This is a genomic window from Mesorhizobium sp. B1-1-7, assembly GCF_006442705.1.
In the GTDB taxonomy this organism is placed as follows: domain Bacteria; phylum Pseudomonadota; class Alphaproteobacteria; order Rhizobiales; family Rhizobiaceae; genus Mesorhizobium; species Mesorhizobium opportunistum.
Map to the genome: position 1 here is coordinate 1 of NZ_VFWQ01000030.1, position 15,746 is coordinate 15,746.

Below are 15,746 nucleotides of genomic sequence, written 5' to 3' on the forward strand. Positions count from 1 at the left end.
TGGAGCGGGTAGCGGGAATCGAACCCGCGCGTTCAGCTTGGGAAGCTAGTGCTTTTCGTTGGCTTTCAATGCGTTGCATGTAAAACAGGTCAAATCACGCCTTAAACAAAACAATGGCTTAGCTGCCGATTGTAAAACCATTTCGCGCTCATTTCTCACCGGCCAGCATCGCCGCCGCGCCCGAATTGCCCGGCAGCGTGATGCCGATGGCGACGTCGCGCGAGCCGCACATCGGGCAGCGGACCTTGCCCTTGAGGTCGGAGACCAGACAGGCGCGGCCGCGCGTGATCATGAAGGTCATCAGGTCGAGATCGTAGCGGAAGCCGCATTCGCGGATGCTCTTCAGGCCGGCGCGGCGGCCCCAGGTGCAGCGGAAGTGAATGCGCCCGCCGGCCTGCCAGACGTCCCTGACCGTCTCGATCGCCATGCCATCGATCAGCCCCGGCCGGGCGGAGGCAGGCCCGGACCCGACATCGGCGCGGCGTGCGGACGCGCGTAATCGATCGGCCGATCCCTGAGCAGGTTCGCCGCCTCGTCCATCTGCCGCTTCAAGTCGCTGATCGCATCGTAATGCGGCCGGAAGGGCGTCAGCGACCTCAGCGCGTCGTCAAGCGCCATGTGCAGCTTGAACATCTGCTGCTCGATCAGAGCGAGGTGACCTTCCGAAATGGCATCGTGTCGGCGCCGGCGCGGCATGTTTTTCGTTCTCCAATGGGCGAGAACGAAATAAGAACAAATTCCTTTGCCAATCGTCAAGCCCCGTCAGTCTTCCTCGCGAAAATCCTGCAGCGAGGCGTGGCGCAGGTCTTCCTCGCCGCGCAGGTGCTTCACGCGGCCGACCAGGCCCGGCCTGACCCATTGCGTCGCCGGCCGCTTTTCCTTGATCACAGCCTTGGGCGGCGGCGGCCCGGAGCGCTCCTGGACGCGCTGCCATAGCCGTTCGCGCATCTCGCGGCCCACGGTGATGAAGGCCGAGCCGACATAGCGGCCGGTGCCGCGATCGGCCATGAGAGCGAAGGCGGGCTTTCCGGGCTCGCGCTCGACGCCGAGCAGGTCGAACTCGTCGACCGCATAGGCCTTCGTCTTCAGCCATGCCGTCGAATTGCCGCTGCGATATTTGCTGTCCTTGCGCTTCGACACCATGCCCTCTAGCCCGGCCTCGTCGATCAGGTGGAAGATCGCCTTGGCCTCGCCGGGCAGCGCTTGACTGAACTGGATGTGCTTGCCCTCCGGAATCAGCGCCGCCAGGATCTCGCGCCGGTCTTCCAGCGGCATGTCGCGCAGATCGTGGCCGTTGAGGTGCATGAGATCGAAGGCGACGAAATAGAGGTCGTGCTGGCGCCGCGTGATCGCCTTGCGCAGCGCGCCGAAGTCGGACACGCCGGCGTCATTCAGCACGATGATCTCGCCGTCGATGATGGCGCTTTTGACATCGAGGTCGGCGGCTTCCCTGGCAAGATCGCGGTATTTCGATGTCCAGTCGAGGCCGCGGCGGGTGAAGATGCGCACGCCGCCGGCATCGCGCACGATCTGCGAGCGGTAGCCGTCGAACTTGACCTCGTGGCTCCAGCCGTCGCCCTCCGGCGGCTTGTCGACCAGCGTCGGCAGCAATGGCGGAATGAACTTCAGACCCATGCACTCGTACCCAACAACGCGAATCAAGCCGCGGCGGCCAAAACCGTTCCGGAACATTTTAGGTAAAATGCATGTTGGAAGGGTTATGAAAAACGATCCAGCCTGTCGCGACGCACTAACCCTCATCCGGACCACGATCGAAGAGCACTGCCCGCCGGGCGTGCTGCCGAGCGAGGAAGCCGTCAACTGTCTCTACGCCCCGACGATATTCGGCGAGGCAGAGGCGATATCGAGAGCGATCGTCGCCACGGTCGAAAGACTGACTGCCGAGAACAAAAAAGCCCGCCCCGGCGAACCGGAGCGGGCTCATGATGGCGAGTGAGGCGGCGTTGCCGGGCGCGGATCACTTGGCGCGGGCGATTTCCTTGGCCAGATCGCCAATGTCGCGGCGCAGGTCGGCCACCTCGTCGACGAAGCGGCTGCCGACCTCGGCCAGGCGATAGAGCGCCTGGCGCTGCTTTTCATTGTCGGCGCGGCCGGCGCTCAATTCGAGCGTGTAGCCATCGATAGAGGATGCCAGCTCCCTGACGGCGCTGTTATCGACGAGAGCGCCGGCGACCTCGACCTGACGTTCCGCCGGCGTCGCCGTGCCACGGCCGAAGCGGAGGCCAAGCATGGCCAGCAAGCCGAGCAGCGCCAGCCCCACGAAGTTGGCGATGGGAACCAACTGTTCGGCCGGAATGCCAAGAATCATCAATGCCTCCGCTGCGCAGCACCGACATCAGCCCATGCTCGAAAAAGGTTCCACATCTCGATCGTCATGAAGGTGAGGTAGACGACAACCCCGGTTCCGGAGCCGTGCGCCGTCAACACGGCAACCAGGACGCCGAGCGCGATTTGACCCCAGAACACACAGGACGCGACGGAGGCTCCCGCCCTGAAATGCGGCGAGTAGCGGAAGCCCTTGAAGGTGCCGTTGACGATCAGCGCGCCGAGCCGCAACAGCCCGGCCAGAAGGCAGACATTGGCCCAGAAGAACTCGTCGCCATAAGTCGCGATGACGGCCATCGACGGCGAGCGGTCGAAGGTGAGCGGGTCGAGCGCCAGGCACCCCGACCAGCCGAACAGGGCACCGGTCATGATCCATTCGGTGACACGCATCCCGAAATGCTGGCGGATGCCGCCGGCGATGCGCAGCACGATCACGTCTTCAGCTCCGCCCGCCGGCCGGCGCTCGCCTGGGTGTGGCGGTCGCATTCGGCGGGCGTGTAGAGGCCGATGGCGCAGCCTGGCGCGACCGTGTGGTCGATCCGGTTCTGGTCGGCCAGCGTTTTCCCTTGAGCGCCGGCGAGGCTGCTACCGATGGCCGAGCGCAGCCCCGGAACACCGTTGACGCCGGAAGTCCCACACCCCGCCAGCATCGACGCAATCGTCAAGAGAGCGGCTGGCCTCAATGCCTTTTTCAATCGCATCCTGGTTGTCCTTTTCTATTCTGGCGCGCAGCTCGTCGGCGCCCTGGTGCTTGATGAGATGGTAGCCGCCGATAACGGCACCGGAGATAGCGAGCGCGATCGTCGCCCAAGCGACGATGCCGGCCAGCGGCCGCGGGACGCCGATCAGGCCGGCGATGATGGTGATGAGCGCGCTCACAGGAATATCCACCACATGCCGGCGATGCCGGCCGCCAGGCCGACAAGGAAGCCGGCGATCACCGGCAGCGCCTGTTCGATCACCGCCTCGAATACCTCGCGCATCAGCGTCGAGCCCCGCTCTGGAAGGCTTCGACGCCCTTGGCCTCACCGTGGCGCGAGACAAGCACCAAGGCCCCGGCGATGCCGGCGATGCCTGCCAGCCAGACCCAGCCGGGAACGTCGCTTGCGATCGATGTCAAGGGATCGATGTAATCCTTGGCGGCAGGAATGTTGTCGAGCGCGCCCTTGAGCAGCGCGCCGGCCGCCGCCGGAATGCCGACGATGTAGCCGCCGATCTTGGACAGCCAGTTGGCCTTCACCTCCGGCACCTTATCGCGCACGACCTCCGGCGCGGCATTGGCGCGTTCCGGCGCGATGGCGCGCGGCTTGGCCTTCTGCAGGGCAAGCAGCATGTCGTCGTCGATGCCATCGCCGGCAGGCAAGCTGTTGTCGGCGCGGAAGGCGCGAATGGCGGTCGCCGTCATGGTGCCGATCTTGCCGTCGACGCCGCCGACCTCGGTATAGCCGAGATCCTTCAGCTGCTGCTGGACGCGCGTGATCGTGTCCTTGTCGACGACGACGGCCGTCGCATCGGCCGGTTGGTCGGCCGGCGCGGCGGCAGGGATAGCGGCCACCTGTGCCGCCGGCGAGAATGGCGTGTCCCTGATCTTCTGCCATTTGGCGAAGGCCTCCGCCATTTTGGCGTCGTAGCGGTTCTGCTTGTAGCCGGGACCGTTCCAGGTGCGGGCGATGACCGGCCAGCGATGCGCGCGCAAATCGTCGTCGATCTTCCAGGCGACCAGCAGCCGTACCGTCGCCTCGAGGTGATTGGCTTCCGAAGCCATGAAGGCGCTCACCATCGCCTGCGGCGAGGTATAGCCGGCGTCGCGATGGTTTTCGGCCAGGATCTGGGTCGAGCCCCACGACGCCGACATCAGCGCGATCGTCTCGTCGATCGCCATCGCCTTCACCAGGCGCGGATAGCTGTCCTTGGGATAGGGCTTGGCGCCCCACTTCGGGTAAGCGAGGCCGGCCTTGACCGCAGCGTCGCGCTTGGCGCCCTTGCCGAGCAGCCGGTAGAAGACATGCGGCTCGAACAGCATCTTCGGCCGGCCGGCCGCGTCGAAGCCGGATCCGGCCGCCTCGACGTCCATAAAGGCGTGCAGCTCATCCTCGCCAACGCCGATTTCGGCGCCGATGCGCGTGATGTCGATGTCATGCAGGCGCACGGCCGCGCCCTTGAACGAAGTGTCCATGGGAGATTCCTTGGGTTGTGGAGCGATTGGTTTCAGATTAGGGAGCTAAACAGCAGGTCACTGCGCGCTGGAGCTTGCTCGATGACAAAACTTTGGCTGACGTACGCTTGGGTAGACAATGAAGCCGAGGAGGTCGACTTTATTGCTCAACAACTGCGCTCACTCGGCATAGACGTCCATCTTGATAGAACGCACCTGGTCAGAGGACAGCGTCTATGGCCGCAGCTAGCTGACGCTATTAGCAACCCAGCAAAAACGGATGCACTAGCCTTCTATGTTACCGAAAATAGCTTGCGCAGCGAACCCTGTCGTGAGGAGCTGAACTATGCTCTCACCAGGACGCTTGACGCTCGCACCGCAGGTTTCCCGATAATCGGCATCTTCCCTAGAAAGATCTCGCCCGAGTTGATCCCACCGGCCATTCGGTCGCGCATCTACGTTCATTTGACCGAATCTGATTGGGACAAACGGATCCTGGAAGCTGCCATCAGGGTTCCACCCGGACCAGGTGGGCGGCACATAGCGCCCTTCCATTTGGCATGGGTCAAAAATCGTGGGGGCCAGTACATACTTGAGGTGCGACCAAGAGCGGGAAGGTGGTACCCGTTCATCTTTTTGCTCAAAGAAGCCGAGCGCGTTCTGTTACAACTCGGAATGCACGGCCCATCTGGAGAGCCCCCCGCAGGCTCCATGACTTCTACAGCTGAACTGCGACCTCACGAAGGATATTCTGGCATTGAGATTCACCAGGCGGTCGACGCAACGATGAGCGCATACTTGGTCTTCTCGGGTCTGCCGAGCCAAGTCGTTTTCGGACAGCGCGGACAAATGTATTCAGTGGAGCGGGCCGGCAATTGGTGATGCGCGATGAATCGACCGCGGTGCGTTGACGTTGTGCCCTAGCATGTAGAGTGCTGCCAGCAGTAATTCGAATGCCGGCGTTAGGACGATGATCTCTTCAAGGCTCCATGCCAAGATCATGGCGACCCCGACAAAAACGCCCTTCCACAGGTCCGATGTCAGCGCGGCCTTTGCGATCTCACGCATCGCAATCCAGACATAGGCAATGTATGCCAGCAGGCCGACCAGGCCGAAGTTCACCGCAACCCACAGGATTGAGTTGTGCGGGTTCCAGGTGATGCTGTTGTCCATCTCGACAAGATAGACTGAGCGTGGCGCGCCGATGATCGGGTGAAGCCTCAGCGCATCTACGCCGGAGTCCCAATATTCCAGCCTCGCCATCAGCGATGAAGAGCCCGGAATGTGCGGGATCAAATCCTGTCCTAAATACAAGGCGGCCATCCCAAGGCCGCATAGAGCCGCCAAGATCGTTGCCATCCTGACAGCAGGCACCTTCCGACGAAACAGATAGATCACCGTCACCGCCGCCAGCATGACGATGCCGAACCGGGATAAGGTCAGAGCCGTCATGACGCCGAATGCAGCGGCAGCAAACGGCAACCCGGAAAATAGTGTCACCGCGAAGAGAAACACCATGAAAACGGCGATGTAGTTCGACAGTCCAAGCAGGGTCCGCGCCCTGTTTTTCAGATCATAGAAAGCCGTATCGTTGCCACCATCTTTCGGCGAGAACGCTTCTCTTCCTGCCGGTGCCGCCGGCTGTACGGGCTGCGACGCTGGCGGGACACTTTGCGCGACTGGGGCTTGAACTGCCGGAGCGGGCTCGACGGTGTTCGCCGCCCTTTCGGCAGCATACGTTGCCTCGACGTTGGATGCGTCCTGTCCGGGCAGTAGAAACACGCCCTTCGGTGCGAAGCCGATCATCAGCAGCATGATCAGCGCCGTCAGGGCACCACCCGTCACCATGGATCGGAACGTCAGCCGATCCGTCAGTCCCTCCCCTCTGATGCCCAGGATGGTCAGACCGGCGAACATGGGCGGCATCCAAACGGCCAGATCAGCCTTCCACTGGAAAGATGGGTCGTGAAAATTGATCAGGAACTGAACGACGATGATGGCGCCGAGCGCCAAGAGCGGAAAGGCCGCCGAGGGCAACCGCAGAGTGAGCTGCGAACGATCCAGAAACAGAAACGGCAGGAGCAATATGCTGATCGGCAGCGTGACCTTCCAAAGCCACACGCTGCCCAGAAAGATCGCTCCGACGAAAAGCGCCGTCACCCAGATTCGAAAGCCCATTTCCGTCCTCCCGCTGGAGGCCCAGATACATGTGCGCGATAGGGTCGTAAAGCTTTTCTGATTCCGTCTATTCGATGAAATCGCATTGGCGGCTGGTCCCTGCAAAATGCGCTTTCATCTCGTCATAGTTTGCGAGGACAGCGCGCTGTCCGCCCTCACGCTGTCGCTTGAATTTGCTCACTACGGGTTTGAGGCTGGAGAGGCCTAGGAAGTCGAGAACGGCGGGAAAGTCGGCGGCGATGCGCTCATAGGTGATGTGAAGCGATGGGAAGCCGCCAGCTATTCTGGCCAGTTCGGCGTTTTGTCGCTGCCAGACATCGAAATACTGCGCCGCTTCGGGCGGGTTTCCCTCGACACTCGTGATCCGATACCGGCCGGACTGCGATGTCCATTTGTTGTTGGCTGCCGCAAGCTTCAGCGAGATATACTGATCCAGCATGTTCTCGCGGGAAAGGCGGATGAGCTTGTATTCGAAACGCTCTAGGCCTTCAACGATTTCAGGGTGCCGTTCTATGGCTCCGAGCGGAAGCTTGAAGCCTACCGCTGCGCCGGGCAGACGGTTTACGATCTTCTCTAAATACGCGGTCGGGGTTGCGCATCGACTGTTGCAGAATGCAACCGCTCGGCCTTTGACTATATCACCGATCCGGCTGACTTTCGGCGCGAAAAGCTCGCCTTCGCATGTGGCATCGGGATGATCATCGATCAATCCAGCCAGATAGCTCGACCCCTGTCGGCCTAGAAATAGAATTGCGAACTTGTTTTTCTGCATGGCAAGTGAGACATACAGCAAGCTATTTGGTGCGCAACCAGCGTGAGGTCAGTTATGCTCAACAAACTGCAAAATGTCTGCAGCGACGCCATTCGGTGGCTCAAAGGCGATCGCAGGATCCCCGAATATCATGGTGACGGGCGATCCAGCGATAGGGCCGGGCTGAAGGCGATCAAGGAAGGCAAGACGGTGATAATCGAAGGCGAGATCTACGAATTCAAGCCGCGCCGCTAGTTGATCGGGCCAAGCCACTGCCCCTTGAAGTAGGTGAATGCAGCGCTCCCCTGGACGGTCAGCGTCGTGGCCGTGGTGCCGAAGGCGAACAGCTCATAATAGTCGGTTCCCGAAGCGTCATCATAGCATGTGACCGTTGGATCGAGCACGCCGGTCCCGCTGGAGTGCAGGAAGGCCCCGCACTGAAGTATCGCCCCGTTCTTGTAGATGGCGCAGGCGAATGTTCCTTGGTCGCCTATGCCGGCGCTAAAGCGCGCCGATGCCGCGATGGCGATGCGGCCCTTCGGTGGCGTCCAGCGGTTGTTGGTCACTGCGTCGAAGTAAGCGCCGATATCCTGGGCTTCGGAATTCAATGCTATCTTGGTCCACGTCGCCGTAGCAATGCCCGTCTGGTCAGCCGACTTGGTGACTGAGCACCGCGGCGGCGCCCAATAATTGCGGAGCGTAGACCCGCCAGAAGCTACCGTGATCGCAAGGGATGTCTCGCCCGCAGCCAATCGGTTGCGTTCACCAATGGTGACGTTCGCATTATCCAGATTGACGTGACCGAGCTGACCATCCGCAATGTCGTTGTCATCAATGATGTGATCACTTCCAACTCCAACAAGGGCAATAGCATAATTGGCGCCTACGAATCCTCCGCCAATTTCATCAAGCGGATTGATGGTGTTCCTGTACAGACGGATGTTGGTACATCCCGACAAAGTCACAAGAGCGCCGGAGCCGCCGGTATAGCTGCCGAGATACGATGGCGTTTCCGCCCAATTCTCCTCTACGATCGCTCCGGTAACGCCGATCAGATAAATGCACTCCGCAAGTGCTGACGTGTTGTTATTGCGGATGACAAGCTGGCGCGCGCCGGTCTTGAGCACATTGACGATGATGCCATTGGCACCGTTCACCGTGTTTTCTATGATTGTGATGCTGTCGCCGCCATCGAAGATGCGCAGACCATTGTCAAACCAGTTGCGACGCAACGTGCAGGAGAAGATGCCTAGCGTGCTGCCGCGACTATCGAAGTTGGCCCCCATGCTAAGGCCGGACGCAAAGACACCTTCCATAATCCAGTTCGATAGGTATTCCGAACCTGTTGGCAAATAACTTATGCCGTACGACGTCGGATTAGCAGCGGTCGAGATTGCTGAGAAATGTGCAAAGCCCCACCAGGTATTGTTGTTGGCAATGCCGGTCGATGGCGCGATGTTGATAGCGTTGCCGTTGTTGTTGCTGATGCCTGATGTGAAGGCGCTGACGCCATACAGCTTGATGTTGCTCGACACTGTGATCGGCGCATCAGTCGGGTAGATTTCCGGCAGAAACAATTCGCCAACGAAAAGCTGCGCGACCGCGACCGCGACTTGCAGCGCAGCGACGTTGGCCGATCTGCTCGCTGATGCCGCGGCGCCATAGAACCTGGCGCTATGGCGATCAAACCTACGCTTCCACGCTCCGACGGTTGCCGCAATGGCATCTGCCTTCGCATAGATGCCGCCAACCGTGTCAACGGCTATGTGGGCCGAGTAATCGCCAAGCGTCCAATCCCAGTCGCTGCCGTCAAAATGGCCTGTGGTCGCAACGGTTGTGTCAAGCGCTTTCAGCGAAGCCAGGCTAGAGACCGGAATGACGCGACCGCCCTCAAAAGAAGTAAGCAGCTCGCGGATCTCTGATTTCTTCGGACTGTACGGTCCTGACGATGGCACACCATCGATCACATAATCACGAAAGATAGACGCTGCAGTGTCGACCAAAGCGGCCTCCTTTGAATTTATTGCTCGAAGCGAACTGATGAAGTGGCAGGTCAGGTGACCGTCACCGATCCCGTGGCGACACTCGCCGACTCGATGCCGGAGGCGTTTGCGGCCTTGATCCAATAGAAATAGGTGCCGGCGGCGAGGCCGCCGTCCTGATAGGAATCGTTGGTTGAAGGCGGCCCGTATTCGGTGCGGACGAGCACGGCCGTGCCTTCGGTGTTGACCGTGTTGCGTCGGATGTTGGCCGCCACATAGTTCGCGCTGTTCGGCGACTTCCAGCCAAGGTCGACGGTTCCCGCGCCCCCGGTCTTGGTTACGTTGGTCACCACGCCCGGCGCCGTCGGGTCGGCAACCGGCGTGACTTTCTGGCTGGGCGTCCATGCGCCTTCGCGGCCGGTCAGCGTCACGAAGCGGACCTGCGCCTCGTATTGAACTCCATCCGAAAGCGCGTTGGTGTTGGCCGTAGTGGCATCGTTGCTGATCGCCACCACGGTCCAATCGCTGTCGGAAACCTTCTTGTACTGGCCCTGGATGATGAGCGCATCGGACGGCGCCGCGTCGAACGCAAGCACGCCATAGGGAACCTGGGCGCTGCCAACGGTGATGCGCGATACGCCAAAGGAGAAGCCGGAAGGCAGGGGAATCGTCTTGTCGACCGTCGTCTCTTCCGAGATCGGCGCCGTGCCTTCCTCCATCATCGCATCCCAATCATAGGCCTGCGATGGCATAGACTGGACCTGCAGCGAAACGCCGGTCAGGATCTCGCCCTCGCCGATGTTGAAGCGGAAGTCCTGCACCTCGAAGACCTCGTCGATGCCGAACAGCGGATAGGTGATGCGCACGAAGCGCTTGCCGAAGGCGGCCAGCGCCCGAAGATTGCACTGGAACACGCCGACCCATGACGGGTTGGCGCGGTAGGCAGCGAGCTTCATGAGCCGGCGGGCCTGGCCGTGCGACGGCGCCATGTTGAAGGGGAGGTCCTGCGGAATCTCGCCGCGGAGTGCGACATCGTCTTCGTCGATCCACTGGTCGGCATCGGTCGACTGATAATCGTGGAAGGGCGAGGTGAAGGTGGAGCGGATGATGTTAGCCGTCGTCAGCACGTCGCGGCCGCGCGCGACTTCCGAGAACCCTGTTATGGCGTCGGCGTCGAGGATGACGGTCGGATCTTCCCATGTGCCAATATCGAGCGTCAGGCCGCCGTCGGCCGTCGGCACCAGCCTGCCGTCGCAGGCGGCCGTCATGCGCGAGAGGACGTCGGCCGGGCGTTCGTCGAGCTTGTAGGAGCCCCAGATGCGGTAGCGCTTCTCGGTGCCGCCGGATTTGAGCGGCACGGCCTCATTGCAGCGGTTATATGCAGCAAGCCAACCAGCTGCCGCCAACGGCGTGTCGATCACGCTTGCCGGAAGGCGCATGCCGTCCGCGTGGACGATATAGTCGCGCGTGATGTCCGCCGCGTTTTCGGACCAGATATTCGTGCCGGTGCCGAGGCTGTCGACAAGCGAACCGCGCGCCACGACACGATAGAGCGTGTTGGTCAGGTTCGGAAAAATATCGGTTATATCGTTGGAGCCGACGGCCTTCTGGATGGCAAACAGGGAAGATACACCGTCCCCGCGGTGACTGGCATCCCACTCGGGAAACTGAGCCGTGAGGGTCGTATAGGTTGTCTCTGTCGACAGGCCCAGACGCGACCGGATCTGCACCTTCGAATTATATGGCGCGGACGTGACGACATTGCTGCCGTTTACCGTGGCCAGGTTGTCGTCAATCCAATACTCCTCGATCGCATCGAGCTTTCCAGTGCCGAGAACGATGACCTTGTAGAGATCGCCATTCTTGCTCTCGACGAAGGCCCACGGTCCGGAAGCCTTGACGCGCCCATAGTGGCGCACACGCGGCGCAACGGGGTTCTTGACCGACGTCTGCACATCCTGCGGCTTGGGAGGGTCGGGACGGAACAGTGAGCTGGCAAGGTAGGACAGACCAACGGCAACGCCGATCTGAATGGCGCCGACGATCGCGCCGACGGCAATGCCCAGCGCGGCGCCACTGACACCGATCGAGGTGAGGGCCAGGAGAACAAGGCTTTCGAGGCCCATTATTCGACCCTCCAGGCCTTCCAGAACCTGTCGACAGGGACGGCTATCGCGCCTGTGTCATGGCGCGAGAACCAGCAGTCGCCGGCATGGATCGCAGGGCACATCACGCCCTTGTTGCTGAAGATGAGGCCGACGTCGCCCGCGATCGGCGTCGCCGTTTTCCTGAAGCCGCCGGCGCGAGCCGCCCGGTTGACGAGCACCGCAAACATCTGCGGAACCGCAAGCCATTCTGCTGCATCCTCGGCATTGCGCAATTGTCGCCCGAAAGCCGACACCGGCGACACGCCGGCCATCCGCCGGACCCAGCGGTCGATCGTTCCGCCGCAGTCGGTGATGCCCTTCTCGTAAGGACGCTGCATCTCGAGGGCGATGTAATCGCGCACCGCCTGCAGCCGCTCCGCCTCGGTCATGTCAGTAGTCCGGATAGGTGACTGTTTTCATCAGGATCGAACTGACGAAGCCGAAGAACTTGTCGCCCGGCGAACGAGCCTGCTGGTCGCGGTCGGTGTAGCGGCCATAGGGCGGGCGCGAGCGGTTGAAGAAGGCGTTCTCGGCGACGATGGCGATCGACTGGACGGAACCCTGATCATCCTGCGCTTCCGAGCGGCTGACCTTTGGCGGCTGCATGAAACCCCAGAAAATCGGGATCGGATTGCCGACCGGCTGCCAGTCCGGATCGAACAGCTGCAGGTAGACGGTCATCAACTGCTGGTCGACCAAGGGGGTGTCCTGCAGCGCCTTGGCGAGGAAACCGAGCGCCTGGTCGGGCAGGCCGCTGACCGAAACCGTGACGCTGTCGGAAGCACCGTTGCCGGAGAGGCCAAGCCCTTCGACCTGCGCCATGCCGCACATCGGCAGGTAGGTGTTGCCGCCGACGGGTAGCCTCGTGTAGCCATTCCAGGCGTATTCGGCGCCGGAAGCGAAGTCGAACTTCACCAGGATGCTGACATGGACGTTGCTGGCCGTCAGCAGCGCCAGCTGTTCGGGCGTGAAGAAATCCATCACACGTCCTCGATGAACTGAACGGTCGGCGTGCCGAACTTGCGCAGGCTGAGCTCGAGGTCCATGCCGTCGTCGTTCAAGAGCCGCATGCGGCAGACCGGATCGTCGAAATCGAGCCGGTCGCCGGTGGCGACGGCATCGCGCAGCGGCGGCCGGATGGTCATGGTGCCGGTAACCGGATCATAGCTGCGGATCCGATAAAGCCTTTCTCCGACCGAGAAATGCTGGCCCGGCTGAATGTCGCCGGCATAATTCACGACAGCCGTCAGCGTGGTGGCGCGGATGTCTGCATCAGCCGCGGCAATGACGTCAATCACGGCACCGATCGCATAACCGGATCCGTCGCTAAAGAATGCACCGTCGCTGTGCGGAACCGGCTCATACAGACCGGCCGCCACCGCTCCCTCCGGAACCGGCTGCCAGGCCCGGCAGAGCGGCACCACGATCGAGCCGAGCCGCCCCTCGAGCAAGGCAGCGATGGCCCGGTGCGCCAGCACCGCATTGCGCTTGTTGACGACGATCGATCCATAGGTCGCCTTCCAGATGCCGGCATCGCTCGCCACCACCTGCGTCGCGCCGCTGACCGACGCCGGGCCGGCGAGGGAGCGCGGCGCCAGGTCGAAGGAGACGTCGCGCGCGACCAGGACGTCGCAGGGCCAGCGGATGCTCACAGCGACCGGCTCTGCGCTTCGGCGAGATAGCCAGGCATGCCCTTGCGCACAGCCTTCGTGCTCTTCTGCACCGCAACCTCGACGATGGTGCCGGAATGGGTCTGGATGCGCTGGTCGGCGATCTGCGACATGCGGCCGGAATCGTCCTGAAGAACGACGCGCACCGTATCCTTCGAGCCGCTGCCTGTGCGTGCGCCGCGAGGCAACACCACTTCGCCGCGCTGCAGAATGGCCGGCACCTCGCCCGGCTGCAGGCCGCCGGCGACACCGCCGCCATGCATGCGACTGGCGACGGAGAAGGTCGACGCCGGAACCGCGCGGCCGTGGCCATAGCCATCGACGCCGGCGACGCCGCCGGAATGCAGGATGCCCGGAATGAGCAGCCCGCCAAGCAGGCCGCCGCCACCGCCAAGCCCGCCGAGAAGACCGCCGAAACCGCTCGACGGGAAGAGGGCGTTGAGCGCCATCTCCTCTAGCTTGTCGGCGATCTTGCTCAAGACGTCGGCGAATATCTCGCCGGCATCCTTGCCGGCACGAAGATCGTCGATGATGCCGCCTAGCACGCTGCGGCCAAGCTCGTTGATCTCCTGCTGCTGATCGACGATCTTCTGGTTCGTCTCCTTGAGCTGGTTTCCGGCCGCAGACGCCTTGGCATAGTTTTCGGCCAACGTGGAAATCTGGGCGGCCAGCTCCGGGGTGACCTCGACCCCTTTGGCATGCGCCTCCGCCAGCAGTTCCGCCTCGATGCGCGCCTTTTCGGCGGCATATCCGTAATCCTTGATCAGCGGATTGAGCTTCGCCTGCGCCTCATACTCGGCGTTCAAGGCATCGATCCGCTTCTGGATGCGATCGGTGGACCCTTCAAAAAGGTCCTGGGGCGTTTTGGCCGTCACCTCGGAGCTGGCGCGGCGCTGCGCATAGGCGATGGCGTCGTCGACTGTACGGCCGCCGCCGAGGATCGTCGGATTGGCTTTGATCGAGGCAGAGGAGATCAGGCCTGCCAACGGCGTTCCGGGCGCCGCGCTCAACACCTTCGCTGCATCGCCAGCGCCAAGGAAATGCGCCAACTGCAATGCCGCTTCGTCGACATGCACGCCGGCGGCCTGAAGAACCCTGGCGTTCTCGGTCGCATACTGCCTGATGAGACTGTAGGAAATGTCGGCGTTCTTGCGCAGGTCGAGGATGGCCTGTGTCGACAGGGTGGCCGCCTGCTGCGGATAGTATTTCCTAAACAGGTTCAGCCACGTCGATTCGATGAACTGGCCGACACCAGAGGCGCTTGAATTGGGATTGTCGCCGCGTCCCTCGGCCTTGTCGACCCGCTGGACGAACGCATCGATCGCCGACGTCAGGCTGCTGATCGATTGCCCCACATCTTCGAATGAGGGGCGGGCGTCAGGCACCGGGGCATTCGACGGCAAAGGCCCGGTTGGCCCCTGGAAGCGCGGATCGCGCGGATCGAAGATGTCAGGCTCAGTCGCCCTGACAAACGATTTTCTCGCCTCGTCGGCGTTCTTTGCCGCCTTCTGCCAATTGTCGGCCAGACCATCGACCGTATCGGAAAATTTCTTGAGATCGGGCAGCGGCAGGGCTTGATAGACCTGATTAAGGGCCGCCTGCAGCTCCTTCACTTCCTTGGTGCTGTCCCGGTTCTCGCCGATCGCCTTCTGCAGTTCGGCGAAAGCTTTCTGGATGCGGGCGAGACCATCCTCCTGCGCGCCGGAGGCTCCAATCTCGTCATAGAGGTTGGCAACTTGCGCCGTCAGCCCGACCAGTTCCTTTTTCGCGTCGGCGAAAAACGCTTCGATGGTCAGGTTCGTGGCCGATTTGGCATCGGACAGGTCGAGCGCCTTGGCGCGGGCTTCGGCGTAGTCACGAACGGCCGGCAGCGCGTCGCCCCATTTCTGGGCGACCTTGTCGATCAGCTCGGCCTCCTGCTTCAGCGTTTCGGCGCTCTTTGCGCCACCGCTGGTCACGGAGGAAAAATATTGCACGGCATAGCCGATCAGCGTGATCGTCGCGATGGTCGCCAGTGACACCGGGTTGATCAGCGACGTGAACGCGCTGCCGAGAGCCTTTACGGCGCCGGCAGCACCAGCCTGGCCGATGACCTGGTTGATCTGGGTGCCCTGCTGCAGCGCGATCGTCAGCGGTGAGGCACCGCCCTTCAGCTGCACGGCGATGTCCTGCAGCTGCGAAGCAAGGTTAGCGGTCTGCAGCGACGATCCCTTCATGGCCGTCTGGATATCCTTGGCGCCGCCCTGAATCACCGTGAAGGCGCGCTTTCCGCTCACCGCGGTCTTGTCGAACGCGCCGGCCGTGCCGTTGCCGAGCTGGTCGAACTGCTGTTGGATGGCAGTCGTCGTCGCCTTGGTGTCGCCGGTCAGCCGCTGCAGTGCGCGCTGGATCTGCCTGGTATCGGCAGAGATCGACAGGATCAGGTCTTCGGTATCGGCGGCCATCTCTCGCTACTCTTTGATCCAGTCCCACAGTTCATCCCGTTCCTTGGCCGTCAGGGCCTTGTCGGCGTCGGGA

At 62.0% G+C, this 15,746-nt stretch carries 18 protein-coding genes; 3 read left to right on the top strand and 15 right to left on the bottom strand.

Features of this window, described 5'->3' with window-relative positions; all coding sequences use genetic code 11:
* Positions 1-148: 148 nt before the first annotated feature.
* The 3 genes from FJ978_RS31280 to FJ978_RS31290 form a co-directional block, all read right to left on the bottom strand.
* Entirely contained in the window at positions 149-427 is a 279-nt protein-coding gene (locus tag FJ978_RS31280) for a hypothetical protein (RefSeq protein ID WP_140576654.1), read from the bottom strand.
* Positions 428-435: 8 nt separating this feature from the next.
* The gene (locus tag FJ978_RS31285) at positions 436-696 is read right to left on the bottom strand and encodes a hypothetical protein (RefSeq protein WP_140576656.1); all 261 of its coding nucleotides are present in this window, start codon (positions 694-696) and stop codon (positions 436-438) included.
* A 66-nt stretch (positions 697-762) separates the two neighbouring features.
* The gene (locus FJ978_RS31290; RefSeq protein ID WP_140576658.1) at positions 763-1,635 is read right to left on the bottom strand and encodes an ATP-dependent DNA ligase; all 873 of its coding nucleotides are present in this window, start codon (positions 1,633-1,635) and stop codon (positions 763-765) included.
* Positions 1,636-1,720: 85 nt separating this feature from the next.
* Here FJ978_RS31290 and FJ978_RS31295 point away from each other — a divergent pair, with 85 nt between their 5' ends.
* Positions 1,721-1,957 (top strand): hypothetical protein, encoded by a 237-nt coding sequence (locus FJ978_RS31295; RefSeq protein ID WP_140576660.1) that lies wholly within the window; start codon positions 1,721-1,723, stop codon positions 1,955-1,957.
* 21 nt (positions 1,958-1,978) lie between these two features.
* Here FJ978_RS31295 and FJ978_RS31300 read toward each other — a convergent pair whose 3' ends face one another.
* From FJ978_RS31300 to FJ978_RS31320, 4 genes are all read right to left on the bottom strand, one after another.
* Complete coding sequence (locus tag FJ978_RS31300; protein WP_140576662.1) at positions 1,979-2,329, bottom strand: hypothetical protein; 351 nt, start codon at positions 2,327-2,329, stop codon at positions 1,979-1,981.
* Complete coding sequence (locus tag FJ978_RS31305; RefSeq protein WP_140576664.1) at positions 2,329-2,781, bottom strand: hypothetical protein; 453 nt, start codon at positions 2,779-2,781, stop codon at positions 2,329-2,331. The genes FJ978_RS31300 and FJ978_RS31305 overlap by 1 nt, the downstream gene beginning before the upstream one ends.
* A gap of 150 nt (positions 2,782-2,931) precedes the next feature.
* Complete coding sequence (locus FJ978_RS31315) at positions 2,932-3,225, bottom strand: hypothetical protein (RefSeq protein ID WP_140576667.1); 294 nt, start codon at positions 3,223-3,225, stop codon at positions 2,932-2,934.
* A gap of 103 nt (positions 3,226-3,328) precedes the next feature.
* A complete protein-coding gene (locus FJ978_RS31320) occupies positions 3,329-4,522 on the bottom strand; it encodes an N-acetylmuramidase domain-containing protein (protein ID WP_140576668.1) in 1,194 nt (397 codons plus the stop codon).
* 81 nt (positions 4,523-4,603) lie between these two features.
* Here FJ978_RS31320 and FJ978_RS31325 point away from each other — a divergent pair, with 81 nt between their 5' ends.
* Positions 4,604-5,383 carry a toll/interleukin-1 receptor domain-containing protein gene (locus tag FJ978_RS31325; RefSeq protein ID WP_181180448.1) on the top strand — a complete coding sequence of 260 codons (780 nt, stop codon included), beginning with the start codon at positions 4,604-4,606 and terminating at the stop codon, positions 5,381-5,383.
* Here the strand turns inward: FJ978_RS31325 and FJ978_RS31330 are convergent.
* Positions 5,357-6,679 carry an O-antigen ligase family protein gene (locus tag FJ978_RS31330; RefSeq protein WP_140576671.1) on the bottom strand — a complete coding sequence of 441 codons (1,323 nt, stop codon included), beginning with the start codon at positions 6,677-6,679 and terminating at the stop codon, positions 5,357-5,359. The two genes, FJ978_RS31325 and FJ978_RS31330, sit on opposite strands and share 27 nt — an antisense overlap.
* 67 nt (positions 6,680-6,746) lie before the next feature.
* A complete protein-coding gene (locus FJ978_RS31335; RefSeq protein ID WP_140576673.1) occupies positions 6,747-7,451 on the bottom strand; it encodes a hypothetical protein in 705 nt (234 codons plus the stop codon).
* Between the two features lie 54 nt (positions 7,452-7,505).
* On the opposite strand from FJ978_RS31335, the gene FJ978_RS31340 reads away from it, so the two are divergent.
* Positions 7,506-7,685: a hypothetical protein gene (locus FJ978_RS31340; RefSeq protein WP_140576674.1), complete on the top strand. Its 180-nt coding sequence runs from the start codon at positions 7,506-7,508 to the stop codon at positions 7,683-7,685.
* Here FJ978_RS31340 and FJ978_RS31345 read toward each other — a convergent pair.
* From FJ978_RS31345 to FJ978_RS31370, 6 genes are read right to left on the bottom strand one after another with little or no spacing between them, the layout of a single operon-like run.
* Positions 7,682-9,433: a hypothetical protein gene (locus FJ978_RS31345; protein ID WP_140576676.1), complete on the bottom strand. Its 1,752-nt coding sequence runs from the start codon at positions 9,431-9,433 to the stop codon at positions 7,682-7,684. The two genes, FJ978_RS31340 and FJ978_RS31345, sit on opposite strands and share 4 nt — an antisense overlap.
* 50 nt (positions 9,434-9,483) lie before the next feature.
* Positions 9,484-11,538: a fibronectin type III domain-containing protein gene (locus tag FJ978_RS31350; RefSeq protein ID WP_246678236.1), complete on the bottom strand. Its 2,055-nt coding sequence runs from the start codon at positions 11,536-11,538 to the stop codon at positions 9,484-9,486.
* Positions 11,538-11,948 carry a hypothetical protein gene (locus tag FJ978_RS31355; RefSeq protein WP_140576679.1) on the bottom strand — a complete coding sequence of 137 codons (411 nt, stop codon included), beginning with the start codon at positions 11,946-11,948 and terminating at the stop codon, positions 11,538-11,540. The genes FJ978_RS31350 and FJ978_RS31355 overlap by 1 nt, the downstream gene beginning before the upstream one ends.
* 1 nt (position 11,949) lies before the next feature.
* Positions 11,950-12,540, bottom strand: a complete 591-nt coding sequence (locus tag FJ978_RS31360) for a hypothetical protein (protein WP_246678237.1) — start codon at positions 12,538-12,540, stop codon at positions 11,950-11,952.
* Entirely contained in the window at positions 12,540-13,211 is a 672-nt protein-coding gene (locus FJ978_RS31365; RefSeq protein WP_140576683.1) for a hypothetical protein, read from the bottom strand. Before FJ978_RS31365 ends, FJ978_RS31360 begins: the two co-directional genes overlap by 1 nt.
* Entirely contained in the window at positions 13,208-15,673 is a 2,466-nt protein-coding gene (locus FJ978_RS31370; RefSeq protein WP_140576684.1) for a phage tail length tape measure family protein, read from the bottom strand. Before FJ978_RS31370 ends, FJ978_RS31365 begins: the two co-directional genes overlap by 4 nt.
* Between the last annotated feature and the right edge of the window lie 73 nt (positions 15,674-15,746).

Excerpts from the sequence above, each read along its gene's own strand:
- FJ978_RS31280 (WP_140576654.1), bottom strand. The coding sequence starts at position 427 with ATGGCGATCGAGACGGTCAGGGACGTCTGGCAGGCCGGCGGGCGCATT.
- FJ978_RS31285 (WP_140576656.1), bottom strand. The coding sequence starts at position 696 with ATGCCGCGCCGGCGCCGACACGATGCCATTTCGGAAGGTCACCTCGCT.
- FJ978_RS31290 (WP_140576658.1), bottom strand. The coding sequence starts at position 1,635 with ATGGGTCTGAAGTTCATTCCGCCATTGCTGCCGACGCTGGTCGACAAG.
- FJ978_RS31295 (WP_140576660.1), top strand. The coding sequence starts at position 1,721 with ATGAAAAACGATCCAGCCTGTCGCGACGCACTAACCCTCATCCGGACC.
- FJ978_RS31300 (WP_140576662.1), bottom strand. The coding sequence starts at position 2,329 with ATGATTCTTGGCATTCCGGCCGAACAGTTGGTTCCCATCGCCAACTTC.
- FJ978_RS31320 (WP_140576668.1), bottom strand. The coding sequence starts at position 4,522 with ATGGACACTTCGTTCAAGGGCGCGGCCGTGCGCCTGCATGACATCGAC.
- FJ978_RS31325 (WP_181180448.1), top strand. The coding sequence starts at position 4,604 with ATGACAAAACTTTGGCTGACGTACGCTTGGGTAGACAATGAAGCCGAG.
- FJ978_RS31330 (WP_140576671.1), bottom strand. The coding sequence starts at position 6,679 with ATGGGCTTTCGAATCTGGGTGACGGCGCTTTTCGTCGGAGCGATCTTT.
- FJ978_RS31335 (WP_140576673.1), bottom strand. The coding sequence starts at position 7,451 with ATGCAGAAAAACAAGTTCGCAATTCTATTTCTAGGCCGACAGGGGTCG.
- FJ978_RS31340 (WP_140576674.1), top strand. The coding sequence starts at position 7,506 with ATGCTCAACAAACTGCAAAATGTCTGCAGCGACGCCATTCGGTGGCTC.
- FJ978_RS31350 (WP_246678236.1), bottom strand. The coding sequence starts at position 11,538 with ATGGGCCTCGAAAGCCTTGTTCTCCTGGCCCTCACCTCGATCGGTGTC.
- FJ978_RS31355 (WP_140576679.1), bottom strand. The coding sequence starts at position 11,948 with ATGACCGAGGCGGAGCGGCTGCAGGCGGTGCGCGATTACATCGCCCTC.
- FJ978_RS31360 (WP_246678237.1), bottom strand. The coding sequence starts at position 12,540 with ATGGATTTCTTCACGCCCGAACAGCTGGCGCTGCTGACGGCCAGCAAC.
- FJ978_RS31370 (WP_140576684.1), bottom strand. The coding sequence starts at position 15,673 with ATGGCCGCCGATACCGAAGACCTGATCCTGTCGATCTCTGCCGATACC.